The following is a 21,749-nucleotide window of genomic DNA, read 5'->3' as shown; positions in this document are numbered from 1 at the left end:
TTTCATCCATTTCATTTGTTGCCAATTTTTAAATAACCATGTCCACCAAAATGTGGGGTTGCCCTCTTTAATTATTCTCTTTCAAAGTATGAATTAACTCGTCATATTTGGGACTATTTAGGAAGTTTTCAACTGAAACATGATAAGCGTTTGGTCGTTTTTCCTTCGCACGTTCTGTTAAATTTTTATGCGTAATGACAATATCTGCATCTTCCGGAAGCTGGTTGATGGCTGTATTTGTGACTTCAATATCCAATCCAGCTTTCTGTACCTTATTTCGTAAAATCGAAGCACCCATGGCGCTTGAACCCATTCCTGCATCACAAGCAAACACAATTTTCTTCACTTTGGATGGGATAGCTGCTTCTTTTTGTAGCACAGCAGCAACGTCACTCTTTTTCCCTTTTAATTGCTGCATTTTTTCTGCAGCCTTGCTCAAGTCTTCCTCTTCTTCATTATTTTTCGCAGATTTTAAGAAAATAGATGCGACAAGGAAGGAGACAGCTGCTGCAACAATAACCCCTGCCAATACGCCAAGATGGTTTCCTTTTGGCGTCATCGCTAACAAGGCAACAATACTTCCCGGCGATGGAGCGGCTACGAGTCCTGCATTAAATAGTGTAAACGTTAAAACACCACTTACTCCCCCTGCCATCGCTGCTAAAATTAAGATCGGTTTCATTAAGATGTACGGGAAGTAAATTTCGTGAATACCTCCAAGAAAATGAATGATCACAGCGCCTGGAGCAGACTGTTTGGCGGTTCCTTTTCCAAATAGCCAATAAGCGAGCAAAATTCCAAGACCTGGGCCAGGGTTTGTTTCTAATAGGAATAAAACCGATTTCCCTGTTTCAGCCGCTTGCTCGATTCCAAGCGGGCTTAAAATTCCGTGGTTGATTGCGTTATTCAAAAATAAGACCTTGCCAGGTTCGATAAAGATATTCGCTAACGGTAAAATTTTGTGATTAACAATGAACTCAACACCAGCAGCTAACGTTTTGTTCAGCCCTAATACGATTGGTCCAATTCCTTTAAAGGCCACTAACGTTAAAATCCCGCCGATGATTCCGGCTGAGAAGTTGTTGACTAACATTTCAAAGCCTTGTTTGACTTTTCCTTGAATGAGTTGATCAAATTTCTTAATCAGGTAACCGCCAAGCGGTCCCATAATCATCGCACCGAGGAACATCGGAATGTCAGCACCGACAATGACCCCCATCGTTGCTGTCGCACCGACGACGCCTCCGCGAACATCATAAATCATCTTACCGCCAGTATAACCAATTAATAATGGCAATAAATACGTAATCATTGGACTGACAAGCTTGGCAAATGCTTCATTCGGGATCCAGCCTGTCGGAATAAACAATGCAGTAATAAAGCCCCATGCAATAAATGCACCAATATTAGGCATAATCATACCACTTAAATAACTGCCAAATCGTTGAATTTTTACACGAAAATTTGATTGATTGTCCTTTTCATGAACCATTTTCTGTAAAACCCCTTTTTTCATTTTTTCTTTTCACACGTCCATATTAAAGCGCTTACAACTTAGGTTCAATGAAAAGTAAATGTTATTTTGTCTAAAACATTATTGTCATTTTTTAAAAAAGATTCAGAAACAGCCGTGGTAATTGGTGTGGATTGCAACGAGCAAGTAACATTAAACAGAATTTATTACACTTTTTTATCCGTTAGGAACGTGCACCTTATATGGAGTGACAGTGTCCTATACCAAATAAGATTTTCGATTTCTAGGTATTCCCACATTTGCGGAACGTAAGCTAGAGTTTCTGTTATCAAGTATCTGTATCTTACAACAGGAAGGCACTAGGTCTTTTTATTTTTCAAAAGGAAGGCCTTTTGACATTATTATCTAATACACTAGGCCTCTGCTCCCTCACAGTATGTATTGTTTGTCAACCAAAAAGAATTTTTGCTATTGTAAAATCATCTACTACATTTTGATCACTTGAAATATACAATGATCATATTGGTATGCACACCTTTCCCAAACATTGATGACGAAAAAGGATGAAAAGTCAATGGTACGAAAACGTTATGAAAATCTTGATAACGTATCAACGAAAAAGACATTTGCCGATTTTCGGCGATGGCAACGAGAGCGAAAAGCAAAACAAAAAAATAGTTCCTATCAAGTTCCACATGTGAACAAGCCGGAACACACTCTCTTGCATATGAATCGCTCACATACGCTTTTATCATGGATCGGTCACTCCACCTTCGTCATTCAAGTGAACGGAACAACAATTGTTACCGATCCTGTTTGGGCTAATCGCTTAGGAACGGTAAAACGGTTATCCCGTCCTGGAATTCCGCTCAATGACATGCCGGATGTTGACATCGTTTTAATTTCCCATAGCCATTACGACCACTTAAATTTTGCAAGCATTAGAAAGTTAAAAGGAAAACCGCGCATTTTTGTGCCGATGGGTCTTGGACGGTTATTTCGCAAAAAAAGGATTGAAAACGTTGTGGAATGCACGTGGTGGGAGGAAAAACGTTCTAACAATATCACACTGACTTTTGTTCCTGCCCAGCATTGGACAAGAAGATCATTATTCGACATGAACACATCGCATTGGGGTGGTTGGATCATTCAAGCAGATGGAAAACCAACGTTTTATTTCGCAGGAGACAGCGGCTATTTCCGAGGCTTTAAAGAAATCGGTGACCGTTTTTTGATTGATTATGCACTCCTTCCGATTGGTGCATACGAGCCGGAATGGTTTATGGGACCACAGCATGTCACCCCGGAAGAAGCGGTGCAGGCTTTTGTTGACTGTAAAGCTAAAACATTTATCCCAATGCACTATGGAACATTCCCTCTTGCCGATGATACTCCAGAAGAAGCACTTGATCGCTTGCTTGCTGAATGGAAGCGGCGCCAATTAGATGATGAAAGATTGAAGCTATTAAAGCTTGGTGAAATTTTGCGGTGCGATTAACTTCAAAAATAGGAGCGGCGTTTTGATTTCCGCTCCTAAAGCTGTTTCTACGAAGAAAAATTAATATTTTTTATACATACATATAGGCAAAGCCAAATGGTTCATATAATTTATCTTGAGATACATTAACTAAATGTTCATCTAGAACATAATTCAATTAATCATATATTGACATATTGATATAATAAAAGCACCTGCCTCCAGCAAGCGCTTCTCTCTGGGATACTCCTAATACAGATAATAAACAAATCTATCTTCACTAACATTTATTGACTCTATTTTAATTGACAATCAGACATAGTTTTTTTAAATAATTGGTTTTAATCATGCCAATAAACGGCTCGACAAACGTCGGATCAAACTGCTTGCCAGCGCATCGTCTCAATTCTTCGATTGCCTCTTCGAATGTTTTTGTTCGTTGATACGGTCTTTCCGTTGTCATCGCATCAAATGAATCGATGATGCATAAAATACGGGCGAGTTTTGGAATTTCTTCCCCTTTCAAACCGTACGGATACCCTTTTCCGTCGTATCGTTCGTGGTGAAGCTCCACGAGCGGAATGAGTTCTTCAAATCTTTTATCCGCAGCAAGAATTTCCTTCCCCCATGTCACATGCTTCTTCATAATTTCCCATTCATGTGGTTCTAATTTTCCTTCTTTATTAATAATATCACGTGGTACTTCTAATTTACCGATATCATGAATAAGCGCACCTAATATGAGCGTTTGTTTTTCATGTTCACTCAACTGTAATTTTCCACTAAATTCCACCGCATATTTAAACACTCGTTTACTATGCCGATACGTATACACATCTTTTGATAAAAAGATTTTTAAAAGCTGTTCTATCGCGTCAAGTTCTTCTTTAAACTGCATCGCATCAAATCCGACATTTTGCTCATCGTACACTTGTACGTTGTTTTTTCCCTGCGCTTTCGCATAATATAACGCTTTGTCAGCTTTATGGATTAACTCGCCGGCATCATATGTACCTTTTTCATATTCGGCAATTCCGCACGAAAACGAAAGACAACGATACGGAAGATTTTCCACACCTGTAAAATACGTGTCATTCACTTTTTTGCGCACTCGATCAAAAAAGGCGCACGCCTCATCTTTGGTCGTGTTTTTCATTAAAACAGCAAATTCCTCTCCACCGTATCGAGCAAGGACATATTTTTCGTTTTCCATTTCTTCCATTTCCGCCTTCAAAAATTCCCCGAAAAACTTTAACAGTTCATCCCCTTGAAGATGACCATTGCTGTCATTATATTTTTTAAAATCATCCATATCAAGCAACGCCACACAAAATGGCTCCTTCAACTTATCCAATTTAGCAAACTGCTCGTCCAACACATTTTTAAAGAAGCCGTGGTTGTAAAGTCCTGTTAAATAATCTTTGTTGGCTTTTTCTGAAACGTTTTGGTACAAATACAAAAATTTGCTAAAAGCGAAAGAGATTAACACAACCAAAATTGTAAATAAAAATAGGCCGAAATATTTTTCTTCTTTCATTAAAATCGTTAAAACAAGAGAAAGTAACAAAGTAACTGAATAACTTACAAATGATTCTTTCAAAATACCTATATTTAAGACTCCTTTGAATACATTAAACAAAGTCCCCGGAGAAGAAAAAATAAAAAATAAAGACATTAATGTAATGTTTACTGTAAGATACACAATTAAACTGATTAAATGAGAAAAAATATTATGAATATTAACCCCGCCAATTTCTCCTCCAAAAACTATAAATGAATAATAAGAGCTGATAATCATTAAACAATACATAGAAAAATTAAAAAGATGCTTCCACCATACAATTTTATTCTTATATAAAGCATAAATTAAATTATTTAAAAATAAAACTTCAAGTGTCAAATCTAGTCCGTATAAAAATATACAAGCTAAATAAATAGCTGAATCCATTGAAAAGGTATTATCTTTCGGAGGGAGATAGACTAGAAAGTGATTTAGTAAAAGAATTGCTCCAGACAACATATAAACTAAAACCCAATCGTCTAATGATTGAGCGTAAAAACTGTTCTCTAATATAAACAAACATATGCCTAAAATTGAGATGACAGCTATATATAACTTCTTATAATACTTCGAAAATGGGTATCTATGAAGGTACATATTTTATCACTCTCGTTGTTAAAATTTGAGGAGAAGTAATTTTGGTATACTTCTCCTTCAATCAAGGTTAACCAAGTTTGTACCCAGATGTCAAAGCTACAATAACAGAACCAATAATGAATAAATTAATAAGTGCTTTTTTCACTGTTGCGTTCATCGCGTTCACCTCCCTTCATTGACCGTTTGAAGGGAAGATTTCTCGCTTTTGTAATCCATCATAAGGTGCTGGATGAAAATGAACACCCCTACGTTCATAACCACATCGCCGATGCTGATCACTTGCTCCTTCGGGTACGGAGCGGAAAGCGGAATAATGTCGCCAAGAAACGGCAGTAACGTCGAATTGTTAATCGCTATATGTTTGCCATATGTTCCGGCTTTTAATGCTTCAATATATTCCGGTCCTAAAAACTGACCTGCCTCAATCGAAACCGGCATTCTCCCGCCGTTTAAAGTCATAACAATAAAATTTAATAAAACCCCAATGAAAATAATCATAAATCCCTGATTATGTCGATTGAACCATAAAAAAACAAGTGCAACTATGTAAATCGCTATAAATAAATAATTGCTTAAAGAAGCGATTACGTTCAACTTATTTTGCAACAAAAATACACAAATTTCAATGCCTAACAAGAGAGGAAATAACCATCCTCCCTTAAGTTTCATATATGCCAATCCTTTTAAACTCCCGCCACGAAAAAAACCGATTAACAATGATAGAATAATTCCATCGTAGACCATTTCCATTCCCCTTTTAGCACGAATAGCCCTTCTTTTTATTACAAATCAATTTTTAGGTATTTTAAAAAAATAGAAAAATAACAAAAATTTTCATGCTAGTTTATATTAATATATATTTGCATAATATTGTAAATAGGTCTTTTTACCCATTAATTTTGTACGTGTACTAGAAAAGAAAAAACGCCGAAACCTATATCGGGTCTCGACGCTTTTTTCATGCTATTCATTTTTAAAATAATGGCTTAGATGTTTAGATCCTGCAATACCAGGACGGGTCATCTCGTAAGGATCTAAAATCGCATCCAATTCTTGTTCTGTTAATAGATTATAAGACTTACATAATTCTCGGACGGATTTTCCAGTAAGCACAGCTTCGCGGGCAATGCGAGATGCTGTTTCATAGCCAAGATAAGGATTTAAGGCAGTAATAACGCCCACACTTTTTTCTACATATTCCTTTAACTTCTCTTCGTTTGCCTCAATTCCAGCTAAACAATAATCCGTAAATACACGAAACGCATTGTTCATAATACTAATGGACTGAAGTAAGTTAAAAACAAGCACCGGCTCCATAACATTTAACTCGAGCTGCCCCGCTTCTGACGCCAAACAGATTGTGTGATCATTACCTATGACTTGAAAAGCAACTTGATTGATGACTTCAGCCATGACTGGATTCACCTTCCCTGGCATGATAGAAGAACCAGGTTGTCGAGCCGGCAATGTAATTTCAGCGAATCCTGCACGAGGTCCCGATGCCATCAACCTTAAGTCGTTGGCGATTTTCGACATATTAATCATGCACACTTTCAATGCCGCAGAAACTTCCGTATAAGCATCGGTATTTTGCGTACCATCAACGAGGTGTTCGACACCAATGAACGAAAATCCGCTAATTTCTGAGAGATGCTTAATAACGAGTTCAATATAGCGGGGATCTGCATTCAATCCTGTTCCAACCGCCGTTGCTCCCATGTTGATCTCATAAAGATGCTGCCGAGATTGTTTAATCCGTTTAATATCACGAGCTAAGACGCGCCGATACGCTTCAAACTCCTGTCCTAACCGAATAGGGACGGCGTCTTGCAAGTGCGTACGGCCCATTTTTATGACATGGTCAAACTGCTTCGCTTTTTCTGCGAAAACATCATGCATATGTTCCATAGTCGCCAACAAGTTCTCTAACATACTTAAAACGGCAATACGAATAGCGGTCGGAAAAGCATCATTGGTTGACTGGGACATGTTTACATGGCTGTTTGGACTTATAATATGATAGCTTCCCTTCCGTTCCCCGATTAGTTCAAGCGCTCGGTTTGCAATTACTTCGTTCGTGTTCATGTTAATGGACGTGCCAGCCCCGCCTTGAATGGGGTCAACAATAAATTGATCGTGCCATTTCCCTTCGATAATTTCTTGTGCTGCTGTAACGATCGCGTTACCAAGATGCGGGTCTAATTGCCCTATTTCCATGTTCGCTAATGCGGCGGCTTTTTTCACCATCGCCATCGCCTGAATTAAAGATGAGTGAAGACGATATCCCGTAATAGGAAAGTTTTCAACCGCACGCATTGTTTGAATCCCATAGTAAGCGTTCTCAGGAATTTCTTTTTCTCCGAGAAAATCTTTTTCTCGGCGGCATAATTTCATTTCGATCATTCTACTCCCCACTTTCTTTTTTCAGCTTCCGGAGTAATGTCCCTTGCAATTGGGGTTTCCATGATTTTCTTTACTTCCATAAGGTTGTTTGTTTTTCCTAATGCCCACATGAGCTTCGGGACAATCGCTTCTGTATTCATATCCCCTGAAAAAATCACCATATTTTGCGCAACTTTCCGTCCCACTTCATAAAGGGTTAAATCTTCCCCTTCCTCTAAGCATTGAGTTGTGATGACAACCGCTATTCCTGAATCGATAAGTTCTTTTATTTTTGGAAGCAAGTTTCTTTCTTGAAAAGGCACGCCACCATTTCCAAAACTCTCAATAATGACTCCTTTGTAAAGATGTTTTATGTAATCAAAAATTTCCGGTTTTGTTCCAGGATAAAGTTTTAACAAGAAAACATCCGGACATAACGATGTATCGAGTTTTAACTTTCCTTTTACAGGCGGAATTTCAAAATAATACGTTATTTTTGACCGCTCGATATAGGCGATGTACGGATGGTTAATACTCTCAAATGCATCATAGCTTTTTGTACGCATTTTCACAGCTCTTGTCCCGATAATCACTCTGCCGTCAAAAACAACATACACACCACCGATCTCCTCACAGGCAAACAGAAGCGCATCAGCGATATTCTTTTTCGCATCTGTTTTCTTAAACCCGATCGGCACTTGAGATCCTGTAAGAACGACCGGTTTACTTAAGTTTTGCAGCATATACGAAAGCGCCGCTGCTGTATACGCCATTGTATCCGTTCCATGGGTAATAACAAAACCATCGTAAGCGTCATAGTTGTTATAAATGGCTTGGGCCATTTTCACCCAATATTCCGGCTGCATATTCGTGCTGTCAATGTTCATTAAAATTTTGCTTTCTATCATATATTTTTCATCCTGTTTCGGTAAATAGCTGATCAGCTCTTCTGCTGTCATACCCGGTGTTAAACCATTTTCTCCTTTTACCGAAGCGATCGTTCCGCCGGTAGCTAATAATAATAACTTTTTCATCTTTCACACCTCCTCTGAGAAAAAAATCGCTTCAAGAATAGAGGATTTATTTTTTCGCAAATAAAGAGAACGAACGTTGCTATTGTTTTCAAAAGGTAGATTAGTGTAAATTATAAGTATCAATTGTACGCGATACGCGACCAACCGATTAAAATTATATTAATTATAGACGAGAATAACAAGTATTTTTTATTCATTTCGCGAACATTGAGTTTTATGATTCAACTTTAATAAAAAACACTGATGATATTATAAGATCAAACGAAAGAAAGCAAGGAGGACGAGCCGGTGATATCGAAACGATTATCGGAATTGAGGAAAAGAAAAAAGTGGTCATTGCAATATACAGCTGATCAGCTTGGAATTGCAAAAAGCACATACGCTGGCTATGAATCGGGATACCGTCAACCTTCTTTGGAAGCCATAAAAGAGATTGCAAGTCTGTTCGAAACATCCGTTGACTATTTATTAGGCATGGTGGACAACTCCTCCTTCGAGCTAGAGCATAAGGACAAAATGAAGAGCTTGGAACTGACAGAAAAAGATCTATTAGCTAAAGTTCGTTTAACAATAGATGGAAAGAGTCTTTCACAAGATGAACTAAATCAATTCATCGCCTTTATCCGAGTAAAAAGAGAAGTCGAAGCAAAACGATAATATGAAAATCGGCATGTTATTCACATGTCATTCTTTCTCGGAAACATAAATGCGTCGACACTTATTCTCAGAGAGCGACGCATTTGTGTACCATTGATCTTTATTTTTCTCCCATCCTATTCACTCGTTTACTCATGATTTGACTTATGGAAGCGTAAAAATATAAAAACAACTTTCTCTTATTATTTTTATAAAACTAATCAAATCTTCTTTTATCAAGCTTCCATCCGTATTTTTGATTTTATAAACAGTCCTTATGAAGCCTTTTGCTGTCTATTAACACAATACCAAGGCTGCGCGCTGCTATTTATAAACAGGAACACATTCCTCAAGCAGACATCGTTTTAAGCTTTCAAACCCTTCCAACTGTTAAATAGTTTGTTCGATTTCTTTCTTTTGCTCCATTTCCTATCAAAGAAATCGATTGTTTCGGTTTAAAGTCAATCTTTAAGGAAACAGAATTTTAAAAGTCTGTCATTTCTTGTACCGCGTATTTCATGCCCTCGCGTCCGTAACAGCGTTCTTTTCCCTCCATAAAACATATAGTAGGTATGTCTTGGCCCCCCACCTGATTCAATTTACCGGATAGTATACAAGTCACGATGGATATTCTGTGTACAAATCCCCATATTTAGTCCGCATGCTGAATCATTAACCAGAGCAATCGCTTTTTTAAAATCTATCTAATGCAGAAAAAGAAATGATTGCTCATCCCATCCCCAATGAAGCAATTGGAAAGACAAGCCATTCGCAGCCGTTCCTGAACCATTGCTAATATCAGAGTTATTTTAAATGGAGAAAACAACAAAAAAAGCTGCCTTCAAAGGATTCATTCAAGAACCTTTAAGGACAGCTTTTCTCCTTATGTTCACTTTCACGTTTTATCAGTAACTTTTTCTAATATTTCTTTTTTGATACTTTGTCAACTTTTTCATTGACCTCTTTAACTATTTCCGCACGTGTCTCAGCTAATTCAGTTTGAATTTCGTTTGAATTTCTGCTAGTTCTTTCTCATATTCTTTTTTGTCAATCTCACCGGATGCTAGTTTTTCCTCTAGCTTAGCGATTTTTTTCTGACCTTTAAGTTTTTTTTCTTCACGTTTTAGTTTTTTTTCTTCACGTTTTAGTTTTTTTTCTTCACGTTTTGTTATTTTTCGATTTCTTGAAACGCCACTTGTAATGATAAAAGGTTTTCGGCGAGTTTTGTCTCTAATTTGTTCATGAATTGAATCCATTTCCGTTGATGAATCTTGTGTTGGTTCCTCCGTACCTTCTTTTTGTTGTTTTTCCATTATTTGATCATTTTCCAATTCAGTAACATATTCTTCGTTCATTTTTGCTGGTTTAACTGCTTTTGATTGTTCTTCTGTTATTTTATCATTTTCTGATTCAGAAACATGTTCTTCGTTCGTTTTTGCTTGTTTAACTGCTTTTGGTTGTTCTTCTGTTATTCTATCATTTTCTGATTCAACAACATGTTCTTCGTTCGTTTTTGCTTGTTCAACCTCTTTAGCTTGCTTCCAAACTTCAAGCAGCTCGGAAGCTACTCTATCCCACTTGTAACGGGAAACAGCAAGTTCTCTTCCTTTCTCCCCCATTCTTTTCATCAATGACTTGTCTGATAATATTTGTGAAAGCGTTTCTACAAAACAGCTTGGATCTTCCGGATTCTCCACGATAAGACCGTTCTCTTTTGAGAGAATAACCTCTGGATTGCCTCCCCTTGCAGTTGTTACAATCGGAAGACCTGCTGCCATCGCTTCATAGTGTACCCGTGCCAACGGTTCTTGCCATTGCGAAGTACATACAAATAAATCAGCTGCAGCGAACCAATTTTGGATTTCATCCGGTACCACAAAGCCAGTTGTCACAACTGGTATCGGCAGCTTTTTTGCCAATGCCCGTACATAGGCTACATAATCGGTTACATCATTTTGGCTAAACCATTTACTTCCTACTATTACCAGAGCTAAATCTTTAAATTTTTTTGAAAGCTCCGGTAACGCTCTAACTAACTTATCGACCCCTTTATTGTTCGAAAGCCTTCCTGCAAATAAAATAACCGTTTTATTCTCTAAACCATTTGCTTGACGAATTTCCTTGCGTATTTTTTGCATCTTTGGATGATTTCCAGGTAAAAATCTCTCAGTGTCCACTCCGGAATAAATCGTGCGTATCTTTGGTGAGGCTTGTGGATATAGCTCACGTATTACATTTCCAACATAATCACTAACCGTTACAATATTTGACACTTGTTCTAATGCTGCTGTTGCTTCTTCTGGATCAATTTTTTCTGGATTGAACATATCATTGTGCATGCTTAAGGTAATTTTTGATTGGGGAGCTGCATTTCGAACAGGCATGACGAGGCGTGGACGATTAAAAATGTGGATCAGATCAAATTGATTTGATTCAACATAACGAACAACATTTTCTCGATATATTTCGAATACTTTTCCTGGTACGCGAACATAATGAATTCCATCTATGGTTTCTTGATCTGGAAGTGATGGATCACTAATTCCCAAAACCGTAATATCATGAAATTTGCTTAAATGTGGAAGAGTACCGGAAATATAAGTTTGGATTGCTCCTCCTAATACAGGAGGAACAGGAAGTTTTTCAGTACAAATCATTAAAATTTTCATGTTTATTCCATCCCCTTCCAGTCGTTTTGGATTTCTTCCAATACAGGCCACTTCGATTGATCGGTTTCAACAATCGTTTGAATTAATTGTGTTGTTTGTTCGTTGAGAAATAGTTCAGGTTCATACACGACTTCTTTTATATTTTTATAAAATTCGTTTGGCAGTGACAAATCAATCATTAAAATTTCATATAATTGAGGTGTTATCGGATTGGCTTCATGGTAAGCCTTAATCATTTCCCGTACCCACGTCACATCCCATCTATATAAATCCGCCATTGTACCACTAATCAACTTTCTCAAATCACGAATCGGAAGGTCAAATGCGACACCATCAAGGTCAATAATCCACATTCCTTCCGCTCCCATTTGCCCATTAGACCAACCATAATCCTGGTGAACTAACCCCCAATACGCATTTCCGTGTTTAATCAATTCAAAATAGCTTGATTGATTGAGTCTTTCTAGACTTCTTCTTGCTTGTTCTTCAAATTGATCTACCACATTCAATAAGTGTGAACTTGCTGGCATTTCCTCATAAGCTTTGGCAATGTTTCGAAACCAATCCATTTTAGCTATGATCTTCTCATAGTTTTTTGGCCACTTATACAATCTTGAAGCTACTTCAGCCTGTTCAGGAGGGATATACCCCTTGCTTAAACGATGGAATTCGCCGAGAGCATAACAAAGCTGCTTTGCTCCTTCCAAATCTTTTGTAACTGGTGCCAATGGTTCGATCCATTCTGCAACAAACCATAATTTTCCTCCTGCTTCAACATAATTTTTTCCGTCCTTTGTTTTTACAATTGGTGGAACCCTTGCTTCTCTGACATCAACTAAATATTCCTGAGCCCCTAAGCTAAACAAACTTCTGGTTGGTCTCCGATGTAACAGCTTCAAACTTTTTGGCCCTAAATTTGTCTCAATCTTCCAAATCGCTCCACCCTTGTCCGGCTTAGTTGTGATTATTTGAATGTTCTTAACGGATAAATCGTAGCTTTGAAGAACCTCCTCTGCTATTTGATTAATATAGTCAGGTACAAAAAATTCATGAGTAAGTTCATCGACTACCCATGGTTCAATTACCATCTTCTCCACACTATCCCTCCTATGAAATAGAGAAGTATCATCTCTATGCCACCATACTTAGACAAAACATGATTTTTGTCGTTCATTCATCTAATAAAGGACTTTACCCTCCCGTTAAATCTTACCCCCGATAAGAAATGAAATAAACAAATTTCATTCAATCATTTTCTAAAGATAGAAAAACACGAATCCGGCTTAGAATGAATGTGCTACCATAACCTATCCAGAGGGGGTGATGTCCACTGAATAGACGATCACATAAAGAAAAAGTCTATAACTAGTGGATTGAAATTTTCCTTTTTATTTGCTTCTTCAAAACCGGTCATCAATCATCTAGATTCCTTTATCGATGGAATGCTTAGTGTTGGGTTAAATACATTAATAAGTTATGCAACATTATTTAATACGGTATAGACAGATATAACGGTAAAGGCGTTTTTTTAGCACAACTGCATATTTCGGCTCTTCATTCATTTTTGTTTGCATTTATATTTTTGAAAGATGTTGCTGAACGGTACAGATGTAATAAAAGACAGAAAACCGTTTATGCTTCTGGTTTTATAGCTTTCAAATCATGTTAAGGTTTAATCCGTTTTTAGGTAGCCTTCTCTTTTAAATCTCAATATACCATGACAATTGTTCCTTTGATTCATTATTCTCCTAAAAATAAAAAATTTGGATTCGGTACAGCACATAATAAATTTTGATACGAACCCATACATCTATACGTCCATCATCATATGATTTATGAAAAATGAATGAGAGGAGAAAAACGATGGAGATACCTGTTAGCGGATATTTAGTTCATTCCGATGATTCAGACTCATATCACTCACATAATCTATATATGGCTACTTGGGATGGTCTTTCATATTGCAATCTTCGCGGAGTAAGTGATGAAATTTTCAATTAATCTCGTAAAATCGCTTTCGCTCGCTCCTTTATTCGCTACTGCTGTCCTCCTTGGACATTCTATACACTCATCATAGCTAATATTGATAAAAATGTTGTCGAACGGCGTAGGTAAAGCAGCTTTTTCACCTAAATAAAAACAGAAGCCGCTCAAGCTTCTGCTGCAATAAGGTTGTTATTTACTCGACACTTGAATCCAGGTGATGACAGATACTAGTTCATTTACAGCGAGACTGAATTTCATCTAAATCCGCGATGAATTGCTTTATTTCTTCCTGTGACAATCTTACAGGCATTTGATCGTAAAGAATGAGAATTTGTCCTTCCTCCTCATTTTGATGATTCTTCAGATAGTCTGACAGATGTTGCATCTGGTGTGGTTGGAGAACGGATTCCACGAAAAACTGTTTTAACTTTTGGATGGTGAAGACGTTCATTTCATTGTCATATTCACCGGAAATAATGCGTCCTTCGATCCATGACATGCCTGCTTCCTCCTGTTTTTGTTTTCATTAGTGTTTCCTAAAAATCAATTTTTTTATCGGGCATCATGTCAAACTAATAGACATTGTTTTAACGAATTTCCAAAAGAAGTCTCCCGCTTCTAAATGCGTAGGGTTATTTGCAGCATTGATTTCATATGTTCTCATCAATCAATAAAACTGACCGAATACGGACCGTTTTATTTGTTTAAAATATTCCCCTGATGAAATAAATATCCAAATGTTTCAAATGAATTTCTTTTATAAGCATATCAACCTTTCCCTATGTTTTTTACATCCTGTTCAAACATCACTCTCATACTCTCGGATACATCGTTTATGAACGAGGTCCCCATAACATGACCGATACGCCAATCAAGCAAATGAGCGCTCCTATCCAGTCATACAAGTCGGGCGTTTTTTTATCCACCCACCATCCCCAGAGAACGGCAAGAACAATAAAAATGCCTCCATACGCTGCATAAACCCTGCCAAACGTTGGAAAGCTTTGTAAAGTTGGAATGATTCCGTAAGCTATAAGAATAAGGCTTCCTATTATTCCGTACGAGAGCGGTTTGGCTTCTCGCAGCCATAACCAAACTAAATATCCTCCGCCAATCTCTGCTAATCCAGCAAGAACAAATAATAATATAGCTACCAATAATATCTTATCCTCCCAATCGTATTCATAACGCCTCAATAGAAGCAAAAACGGGCAAATAATTCCCGCTCGCTTCTACGTAGAAGTATTCTCAACTGTCATGATAAACTTCGTTTCATCGTCCAAGATGTCCCCGATATGCCGCATTGTTCAAATCCCAGTTTTTGATAAAGCTGAACGGCCGCTTCGTTTCGAGGATCGACGCTCAACGAAAGAGCTTTATAGCCATCAAGTTTGGCTTGTTCGATGATTTTTTCTAAAAGTAGCGTACCGATTCCTTGCTTTCTATATTCAGGAACGATCGCAATTCCTAACTCAGGCGTTTCATCGTCCACATATCCGTATCCTTTGTTTTCTGCACTAAACAAGCGATACCAAACCGCACCGACTCGTTTTTGATCGGATGTGAAAGCGATAAACGCTCGGTCCCCTTTTCTTCCCCATCCGTCACTATATTTTTTGATGTGAGGAAGACTCAGAAGCTCTTCTTTCAGCGGTTTCCCCTCTGGCATATAAATGGCTTCATAACGCATCTCCATGAAAAAGTCCATGTCTTGTTCTGACAGTGGGCGAACAGTAAGCATCCTATCCCTTCTTTCGTTCAATGTTCACATAGCGCTGTCGCACTCTCCCCTTGAATGAACCATTTCATCTTCATCTATACATTTTTGAAGAATGAGAGTGCCTGTAACATTTCATCATTCCGTTTATTTGCTAGGGAATTGGGTTTGCGTTTTTCCAAAAAGGCACGAACCCCTTCACGAAAGTTTTCGGTTTGTCTCATTTTTTGTTGTTCCATCGCAACATATTCTTTATTTATAAGACTGTGAAACAATGAAACATGATACTTTCTAACTTTTAGACTGATTAAAAAGACCGTCAGTTCATTTGACGGTACTTTTTAGGCGTTCTTCTTTATCTATCGCTGAAGAAAATAGCACCATTCCTTAACGGAGCATGTAAACGTTCAATCCCCGCCTCCCCCTCCACCGTCTCCACCACCACCTCCACTGAAATCGCTGTGATCGTTGTGATCATTGGTGGATGAAGTATCATGATAAAACGGCGGAAGCACTTCGCTATCGCCTCTTTTATTTCGTTTATGTGTTTTCGTTGTATTTGATAGAAAGACGAAGAAAAAAAGAGCAGCGAATATACCTAGCAAGAAAAGCAGAAAAAATTTCATTTCTCTCACCTCATTTTCTTTAAACGCTCGTCATTTTTTTAAATAATCTTCTAATATACGGCGATGACTTTTTACGATTTGCTCTGGCAGTTCACTCGTTTGAAAATAACGAAAATCGAGTGATTCTTGTTGATCGATGCGTAGCTCTCCGCTAATCTCGCTCGTCTCGTAAACAACCGTCACCATGTAGAATTCATCCCCATTCGGCGCTTTAATAAAGTTGTCCGCCCCGGAAACGACATCAATCATCTTTAAATTCCCGAGTATTAAACCTGTTTCCTCCCATACTTCTCGCCGCGCTGTTTCTTCCGTTGATTCTCCAAGTTCCATTAGCCCTCCTGGAAGTCCCCAAAATCCGTACGGATGTTTTCGCTGTTGCAACAATATTCGCCCCTTCTCATCCTTCATAATGACAAGAGAACCAACTAAAATTAACGGCCGATGACCGACAATCGCACGTAATTCCTCGATATATCCCATTTTATTTTCCTCCATTTTCTCCCCACGTAAACCTACTCCTACCGTCTATAAATCGATTGCCATCTTGCGGCTCAATGGTTTCATACCAAGCTTCTCGTAAAACGTAATGGCTTTTTGATTGAACTCCCAAACATTTAATTCAAGCGAGGAGGCGTCTTTTTCTTTTGCCCACTCTACACAGGCAAAAAATAATTGTTTACCAATACCGTTGTTTTGAAATGCTTTTTTTACGCCGAAGTCGCTTATATAAGCATACATCCGCGGGACAAGAGAAGCAAACGGCGGAGCTTCTTTTATTTCCAATACTGCAAATCCAACAACCTGTCCGTCCAGCTTAGCAACCAAAACTTCGCTATTTTTATCATTTAATAACTGTTGGTAATAATCAATTGGCATCACAACATCGACTTTGGCAAAAACAGTTGGAAGCGCTTCTGCGTGCTCATCTTGTCCTTCCTTAACAATATCATTTATGTTTTCATAATCGTCGATGCTGGCTGTCGTAATAACAACCTTTCTTTCCTTATGTTCCGCATCTTTTTCGAAATCTTGAATTTGAAACTCTAATAAAGGAAGTGTGCGATTTGGAAAAACACTTGAAATGACTTCACCAATTCGCTTTGCTCCCATCGCTTTGTAAAATCCTTCGGCATGCGGGTCACTATGAATGAAAACTTTCTGAATTTGTAATTCCCGTGCTGTTTTAATCATATGCTCCCACAATTGTTTTCCAATACCTTTGCCAATCATTTTTGGCTCAACAAATAAGTCACGTAATTCGGCGTTGCTTTTCGAGCAAACTAAACCGTAAAAACCAACAATCTTTCCGTTTATCTCTGCTACATAAACAGGTGAAGATTCAATATATTTGGTTGATACGGTTAAATCATCACGGCACGCTTCCATAAAGTCGTCACTATATCCCCAAAACCCTTTAGATCGGAAAGATAATTGACTTAATTCGTCTGCCTCCTCGCGTCTTGCTCTGCGAATCATCCTCTGTCCCCCCTGCTGCCTATCCTCAATGAAACAGTGAAAGAGCTATCCGCGGCGATAGCTCTCGTAACAAAAGAATCGTATTATAATATGTTCGACATTTATATACAAAATCCTACTTTACTGTAAAAATAATCGCTTTTTACTATATTAGCTAACTACATCTGCTTTCTGCCAAATCCTTTGGACAATAGAAACGATTTCTGAAAACTGATTTACAATATAGTCCGCTTCCGCTAGTTCACTATGATCCGCAAACCCGAATTGACAGCCAACTGACCATAATTTGTTGTCTTTAGCCGCTTGAATATCTGAGATTCGATCTCCAATCATAATCGCCTTTTCAATGCGATAATCCTTCAGCAATTTACCGACTAAAGCAGATTTAGACGTGCATTGGAAACGACCTACACTGTAAAAATCAATGATATATTGTCCCAAAGAAAAATATTGATTAATGGCATCTATATATCGTTCCAAACCATTGCTGGCAACAAAAAGAGGAATTCCGTTTTTCTTGAGCTGTTCAAGAGTTGCCATTACTTCTGGATATAATTCGCCATTTCCTTGTTGTATTTCTTCTATTAAATATTCAAGAAACCACTTGTCTGCTTCTTCACGAGTTTTTTCAGCAGCATCCGGTAAAAGTTGTCGCCATACTTCTGGGAGAGTGCCCCCTAATATTTTTAAATATTTTTGAACAGGCGTTTCTCCCTTCCATTCACCTGCGCTCCGCAATCGATCAAACGTCTTATGGAGTGCCGGAACAAGAATTTTTTCTGTTTGAAACAACGTTCCGTCCATATCAAAAATCACCGCAAACCGAATAACGTTCATAAAAATAACTTCTTTTTGTTCACTTATTTTCCATTGCTCTTAACGTTTGGTATTTGAAAAACAACATACTTTCCTGTTCACAAATGGAGAATGGCAATAATTATAGCGAAGAGAGATACATTACAAAAATCTCTTTAAAAGAACTAAACTTCAATTGTAAAAAACACGTTCTCTTTTCAAAATTCTTTTTTCATAACCACGGTTTTCACTGGAAACCCATTTGGATTCGTTACAACCTCTTCCATACAAACATTGTATCCAGCTGACTTGTACAACTGTATATTCTGCGGAACGGATATTCGAACTCTGCACCAAACCTCTGATTTTCCATGTTCTTTTGCATAGTCCTCAAGCCATTTTAACATGGATTTCGCAACTCCCCTTCCTCTTGCCTCAGGACAAACAGATAGACGAGAAAAATAAAGAGTATTCTTATCTGTTTTAAATCTGACAGAACCTAGTGGGACATCATCATCGAAGCAAAGTAATGCTTTTTCAGTTCCATTTTTTAGCGAACTTTGTATTGAACATACGGTTTCATTGAGTGCACTTGAAGGAATATCTATATGCCTATATTCCTCAAAAGCCAACATCATTACTCGGTGAACCAAATCAGCCTCATCTGCCCTTGCTAATCGAATCATAAGATTCATCTAATTTTTATCTCCTTTCTATTAATCATCGTAAATAAAGAATATATTTGATATTTCATAACCTATTCCTTCTGTTCCCTGTAAAATAAACAAGAGCATTTGGTCCAATTTTCTTGCAAATGCTTTTGGGTATTGTGTTTTACATAAGAAAAGGGTTGTGAGTAAATGCACATCGATATTGGTTGGTAATACAATAGCTGAGATTGATATTGTAACCCACGAAGAATATAGGGGGAATGGTTTAGCTTTTATTACTGCTAAGGCATTGATTGAGCATGGCTTACAAAATGATTTTATTCCAAGGTGAAAGTGTGATCGTAATAACTTAGCCAAAGTCAGCAGAAAAATTAGGGTTTGATAACGCAACAAAATATTCGATATTTGTTAGAAAAGCTAAAAACAGAATGTATGCCTCTTATTCGTGGTTCAACAAACAGGTGGCGATTGTTTAACAGGCAGTTTGATTTCATATTCAATATTATATAAAAAAAATTTTTCCTATATACACCAAGGATGTAAGCGTTATCTTTTACACTAATAAAAAAACGTATATTGACAACCATTTTTTTAAGAATTATGATTTATATAAAAATTGAATACAATCAACCGCTTATCGAGAGTGACCGAGGGAACAGGCCCTATGACGTCCGGCAACCTCCTGATAAAAGGAACGGTGCCAAATCCTGCAGAATGGCTTCCATTCTGAAAGATAAGTCGTGTACATAGATACCCGATGCCTCTTTCTGAATGGAAGAGGCATTTTTTATTAGCAAAACTTGCAAGGATAATCATGCAACGAGGAGAGTAAATCCTATTGTTGGATAAGGTAAACATTTATCCGTGGTTGCCTTCTTCTCTTCATTTTTTTAAAAATATATAAATATTTCAATATATTTCTAAAGCAAAAAAATAGAAGCGAGGGATTCGATGATTGAGGTAAAGAATTTAGTAAAAGTGTATTCGTCTAAAAAAAATAAGGTCATTGGGGTGGACAATGTTTCTTTAACGATCAAAAATGGAGAAATCTTCGGTATTGTCGGCTATAGCGGTGCCGGAAAAAGTACTCTATTACGATGCATAAACCTTTTAGAACGTCCGACATCCGGTCAAGTCATCATCGATGGTGTTGATTTGACCACTTTAAATGAAAAGGAATTACGCCAAGCACGCTTAAAGATCGGAATGATTTTTCAACATTTCCATCTCGTTAGTTCAAAAACGGTTTTTGAAAATGTCGCATTTGCTTTAAAAGCCGCCAAAAAATCAAAAGAAGAAATTGAGAAACGAGTAAATGAACTACTGGAAATGGTTGGTCTTGCTGATAAACGAGATGCGTATCCTTCTCAACTAAGCGGCGGTCAAAAACAACGAGTCGGAATTGCACGCGCACTCGCAAATGAACCAACTGTCCTTTTATGCGACGAAGCAACATCAGCGCTTGATCCAAGTACGACAAAGTCGATTTTAGCCTTACTGAAAAAGATTAACCGCGAACTTGGAATTACGATCGTTTTAATAACTCATGAAATGGAAGTCGTCAAAGACATATGTGACCGTATTGCGGTAATGCAGGATGGGAAAGTAATTGAATTAGGAACCGTGTATGACATTTTTACAAATCCAAAAGAAGAACTGACAAAATCGTTTATTCATAGTGTTCTGCAGTTTGAGATTCCGGACCATTTGCTGAAAAAACGTACAGGAACGATTGTAAAAATTCAGTTCAAAGGCGAGATGGCTGAAGAAGCAATTGTTTCTGATATGCTCCAAACATTTAAAGTAAAAGGAAATATTCTACACGGAAAAATTGAGTACATTCAAGACATGCCGCTTGGAATTTTCATTATGGAACTTACAGGAGATCCTCATGAAATCAAGCGAGCCATTGATTATATTTCGCTAAGAACAAATGGATTGGAGGTCATTAAAAATGTTGCTTGATTCGCTTCTGAATTTAGTTCCTGAACTAAATAAAGCATTCTTAGAAACGATTTATATGGTCGCTATTTCTCTCGTAATCGCTATTATCGCTGGACTTCCTTTAGGGATTTTATTATTCGTCACCGACCACGGTCTGTTTTTAGAAAATACGACCGTTAAATCAGTTCTCGGCTTTGTCGTGAACATGATTCGTTCTATTCCCTTTGTTATTTTACTTGTTGGGCTATTGCCACTCACTAAACTCATTACAGGGACAACCATCGGACCTACAGCGGCTTCTGTTTCGTTGTCCGTTGCAGCGATTCCGTTTTTTGCTAGAATTGTAGAAACTTCTTTGCGAGAGATTGACAAAGGTGTAATCGAAGCAGCTGTTGCTGTTGGCGCCACACCTTGGATGATTATAAAAGACGTCCTCTTACCTGAAGCCCGCCCCGGCATTATACACGGAATTACGATTACAACGATAAGTTTAGTCGGATATTCAGCGATGGCTGGAATTGTTGGCGGCGGAGGAATTGGGGACCTCGCGATTCGTTTTGGTTATTACCGCTACGACAATACTGTCATGATTACGACGATTGTCATTTTAATCTGCCTTGTGCAAATGATTCAGTTTGCAGGCGACCGTATTGCTCGTCTCGCTGATAAGCGATAAGGTCTTTGAAAATACTAATAATGATAGG

General features: G+C 37.8%; 20 protein-coding genes and 1 riboswitch. Of the genes, 5 read left to right on the top strand and 15 right to left on the bottom strand.

The features are described 5' to 3' along the window. Nucleotides 1–67: 67 nt before the first annotated feature. Entirely contained in the window at nt 68–1,492 is a 1,425-nt protein-coding gene (locus HNQ85_RS15825; RefSeq protein ID WP_181538693.1) for a PTS mannitol transporter subunit IICB, read from the bottom strand. 556 nt (nt 1,493–2,048) lie between these two features. Here HNQ85_RS15825 and HNQ85_RS15820 point away from each other — a divergent pair. Continuing rightward, the gene (locus HNQ85_RS15820; protein WP_181538692.1) at nt 2,049–2,972 is read left to right on the top strand and encodes an MBL fold metallo-hydrolase; all 924 of its coding nucleotides are present in this window, start codon (nt 2,049–2,051) and stop codon (nt 2,970–2,972) included. A 280-nt stretch (nt 2,973–3,252) separates the two neighbouring features. On the opposite strand, the gene HNQ85_RS15815 is transcribed toward HNQ85_RS15820, so the two are convergent. The 4 genes from HNQ85_RS15815 to HNQ85_RS15800 all read right to left on the bottom strand — a co-directional run bounded on the left by HNQ85_RS15815 (nt 3,253) and on the right by HNQ85_RS15800 (nt 8,525). Further along, nucleotides 3,253–5,109, bottom strand: coding sequence for a diguanylate cyclase (locus HNQ85_RS15815; RefSeq protein ID WP_181538691.1), 1,857 nt, complete (start codon nt 5,107–5,109; stop codon nt 3,253–3,255). Between the two features lie 162 nt (nt 5,110–5,271). Further along, complete coding sequence (locus tag HNQ85_RS15810; RefSeq protein WP_181538723.1) at nt 5,272–5,853, bottom strand: DUF5317 domain-containing protein; 582 nt, start codon at nt 5,851–5,853, stop codon at nt 5,272–5,274. A 219-nt stretch (nt 5,854–6,072) separates the two neighbouring features. Next, nucleotides 6,073–7,512, bottom strand: a complete 1,440-nt coding sequence (gene aspA / locus HNQ85_RS15805; protein ID WP_181538690.1) for an aspartate ammonia-lyase — start codon at nt 7,510–7,512, stop codon at nt 6,073–6,075. Further along, complete coding sequence (locus HNQ85_RS15800; protein WP_181538689.1) at nt 7,509–8,525, bottom strand: asparaginase; 1,017 nt, start codon at nt 8,523–8,525, stop codon at nt 7,509–7,511. The genes aspA and HNQ85_RS15800 overlap by 4 nt, the downstream gene beginning before the upstream one ends. A 288-nt stretch (nt 8,526–8,813) precedes the next feature. On the opposite strand from HNQ85_RS15800, the gene HNQ85_RS15795 reads away from it, so the two are divergent. Continuing rightward, complete coding sequence (locus HNQ85_RS15795; RefSeq protein WP_343046555.1) at nt 8,814–9,182, top strand: helix-turn-helix domain-containing protein; 369 nt, start codon at nt 8,814–8,816, stop codon at nt 9,180–9,182. A gap of 968 nt (nt 9,183–10,150) precedes the next feature. On the opposite strand, the gene HNQ85_RS15790 is transcribed toward HNQ85_RS15795, so the two are convergent. The 10 genes from HNQ85_RS15790 to HNQ85_RS15745 all read right to left on the bottom strand — a co-directional run bounded on the left by HNQ85_RS15790 (nt 10,151) and on the right by HNQ85_RS15745 (nt 19,125). Next, nucleotides 10,151–11,830 carry a glycosyltransferase family 4 protein gene (locus HNQ85_RS15790; protein WP_246326898.1) on the bottom strand — a complete coding sequence of 560 codons (1,680 nt, stop codon included), beginning with the start codon at nt 11,828–11,830 and terminating at the stop codon, nt 10,151–10,153. Between the two features lie 2 nt (nt 11,831–11,832). Then, nucleotides 11,833–12,927, bottom strand: coding sequence for a CotS family spore coat protein (locus HNQ85_RS15785; RefSeq protein WP_181538688.1), 1,095 nt, complete (start codon nt 12,925–12,927; stop codon nt 11,833–11,835). Nucleotides 12,928–14,048: 1,121 nt separating this feature from the next. Further along, complete coding sequence (locus HNQ85_RS15780) at nt 14,049–14,315, bottom strand: hypothetical protein (RefSeq protein WP_181538687.1); 267 nt, start codon at nt 14,313–14,315, stop codon at nt 14,049–14,051. A 334-nt stretch (nt 14,316–14,649) separates the two neighbouring features. Beyond that, entirely contained in the window at nt 14,650–14,979 is a 330-nt protein-coding gene (locus HNQ85_RS15775) for a YnfA family protein (RefSeq protein WP_343046560.1), read from the bottom strand. 92 nt (nt 14,980–15,071) lie between these two features. Further along, complete coding sequence (locus HNQ85_RS15770; RefSeq protein ID WP_181538685.1) at nt 15,072–15,557, bottom strand: GNAT family N-acetyltransferase; 486 nt, start codon at nt 15,555–15,557, stop codon at nt 15,072–15,074. Between the two features lie 383 nt (nt 15,558–15,940). Then, nucleotides 15,941–16,159: a hypothetical protein gene (locus HNQ85_RS15765; protein WP_181538684.1), complete on the bottom strand. Its 219-nt coding sequence runs from the start codon at nt 16,157–16,159 to the stop codon at nt 15,941–15,943. Between the two features lie 30 nt (nt 16,160–16,189). After that, on the bottom strand, nt 16,190–16,639 hold the full coding sequence (locus HNQ85_RS15760) for an NUDIX hydrolase (protein ID WP_181538683.1): 450 nt from the start codon (nt 16,637–16,639) through the stop codon (nt 16,190–16,192). Between the two features lie 45 nt (nt 16,640–16,684). Continuing rightward, a complete protein-coding gene (locus HNQ85_RS17735) occupies nt 16,685–17,635 on the bottom strand; it encodes a GNAT family N-acetyltransferase (protein WP_246326897.1) in 951 nt (316 codons plus the stop codon). A gap of 150 nt (nt 17,636–17,785) precedes the next feature. Then, complete coding sequence (locus HNQ85_RS15750) at nt 17,786–18,472, bottom strand: HAD-IA family hydrolase (protein WP_181538682.1); 687 nt, start codon at nt 18,470–18,472, stop codon at nt 17,786–17,788. Between the two features lie 176 nt (nt 18,473–18,648). Continuing rightward, nucleotides 18,649–19,125, bottom strand: a complete 477-nt coding sequence (locus HNQ85_RS15745) for a GNAT family N-acetyltransferase (RefSeq protein WP_181538681.1) — start codon at nt 19,123–19,125, stop codon at nt 18,649–18,651. Nucleotides 19,126–19,282: 157 nt separating this feature from the next. Between HNQ85_RS15745 and HNQ85_RS18110 the strand changes: the two genes are divergently transcribed. From HNQ85_RS18110 to HNQ85_RS15730, 3 genes are all read left to right on the top strand, one after another. Next, on the top strand, nt 19,283–19,432 hold the full coding sequence (locus HNQ85_RS18110) for a GNAT family N-acetyltransferase (protein ID WP_409994147.1): 150 nt from the start codon (nt 19,283–19,285) through the stop codon (nt 19,430–19,432). 300 nt (nt 19,433–19,732) lie between these two features. Beyond that, a riboswitch (SAM riboswitch) is annotated at nt 19,733–19,841 on the top strand. Between the two features lie 211 nt (nt 19,842–20,052). Beyond that, nucleotides 20,053–21,066: a methionine ABC transporter ATP-binding protein gene (locus HNQ85_RS15735; RefSeq protein WP_181538680.1), complete on the top strand. Its 1,014-nt coding sequence runs from the start codon at nt 20,053–20,055 to the stop codon at nt 21,064–21,066. Next, nucleotides 21,056–21,721, top strand: a complete 666-nt coding sequence (locus HNQ85_RS15730; RefSeq protein ID WP_181538679.1) for a methionine ABC transporter permease — start codon at nt 21,056–21,058, stop codon at nt 21,719–21,721. The genes HNQ85_RS15735 and HNQ85_RS15730 overlap by 11 nt, the downstream gene beginning before the upstream one ends. Nucleotides 21,722–21,749: the final 28 nt, after the last annotated feature.

Origin of the sequence: [Anoxybacillus] calidus (assembly GCF_013760845.1) — a bacterium.
Lineage (GTDB): Bacteria > Bacillota > Bacilli > Bacillales > Anoxybacillaceae > Paranoxybacillus > Paranoxybacillus calidus.
The sequence above is the reverse complement of the archived record's forward strand: the minus strand, read 5'-3'. Positions and strand labels throughout refer to the sequence as shown.

Bases quoted from the DNA above. Each gene is read 5' to 3' on its own strand.
- HNQ85_RS15825 (WP_181538693.1), bottom strand. From the start codon at position 1,492: ATGGTTCATGAAAAGGACAATCAATCAAATTTTCGTGTAAAAATTCAA.
- HNQ85_RS15730 (WP_181538679.1), top strand. From the start codon at position 21,056: ATGTTGCTTGATTCGCTTCTGAATTTAGTTCCTGAACTAAATAAAGCA.
- HNQ85_RS15810 (WP_181538723.1), bottom strand. From the start codon at position 5,853: ATGGTCTACGATGGAATTATTCTATCATTGTTAATCGGTTTTTTTCGT.
- HNQ85_RS15780 (WP_181538687.1), bottom strand. From the start codon at position 14,315: ATGTCATGGATCGAAGGACGCATTATTTCCGGTGAATATGACAATGAA.
- HNQ85_RS15790 (WP_246326898.1), bottom strand. From the start codon at position 11,830: ATGAAAATTTTAATGATTTGTACTGAAAAACTTCCTGTTCCTCCTGTA.
- HNQ85_RS17735 (WP_246326897.1), bottom strand. From the start codon at position 17,635: ATGATTCGCAGAGCAAGACGCGAGGAGGCAGACGAATTAAGTCAATTA.
- HNQ85_RS15750 (WP_181538682.1), bottom strand. From the start codon at position 18,472: ATGAACGTTATTCGGTTTGCGGTGATTTTTGATATGGACGGAACGTTG.
- HNQ85_RS15770 (WP_181538685.1), bottom strand. From the start codon at position 15,557: ATGCTTACTGTTCGCCCACTGTCAGAACAAGACATGGACTTTTTCATG.
- HNQ85_RS15745 (WP_181538681.1), bottom strand. From the start codon at position 19,125: ATGAATCTTATGATTCGATTAGCAAGGGCAGATGAGGCTGATTTGGTT.
- HNQ85_RS15765 (WP_181538684.1), bottom strand. From the start codon at position 16,159: ATGAAATTTTTTCTGCTTTTCTTGCTAGGTATATTCGCTGCTCTTTTT.
- aspA (WP_181538690.1), bottom strand. From the start codon at position 7,512: ATGATCGAAATGAAATTATGCCGCCGAGAAAAAGATTTTCTCGGAGAA.
- HNQ85_RS15735 (WP_181538680.1), top strand. From the start codon at position 20,053: ATGATTGAGGTAAAGAATTTAGTAAAAGTGTATTCGTCTAAAAAAAAT.
- HNQ85_RS15760 (WP_181538683.1), bottom strand. From the start codon at position 16,639: ATGGGATATATCGAGGAATTACGTGCGATTGTCGGTCATCGGCCGTTA.
- HNQ85_RS15815 (WP_181538691.1), bottom strand. From the start codon at position 5,109: ATGTACCTTCATAGATACCCATTTTCGAAGTATTATAAGAAGTTATAT.
- HNQ85_RS15800 (WP_181538689.1), bottom strand. From the start codon at position 8,525: ATGAAAAAGTTATTATTATTAGCTACCGGCGGAACGATCGCTTCGGTA.
- HNQ85_RS15820 (WP_181538692.1), top strand. From the start codon at position 2,049: ATGGTACGAAAACGTTATGAAAATCTTGATAACGTATCAACGAAAAAG.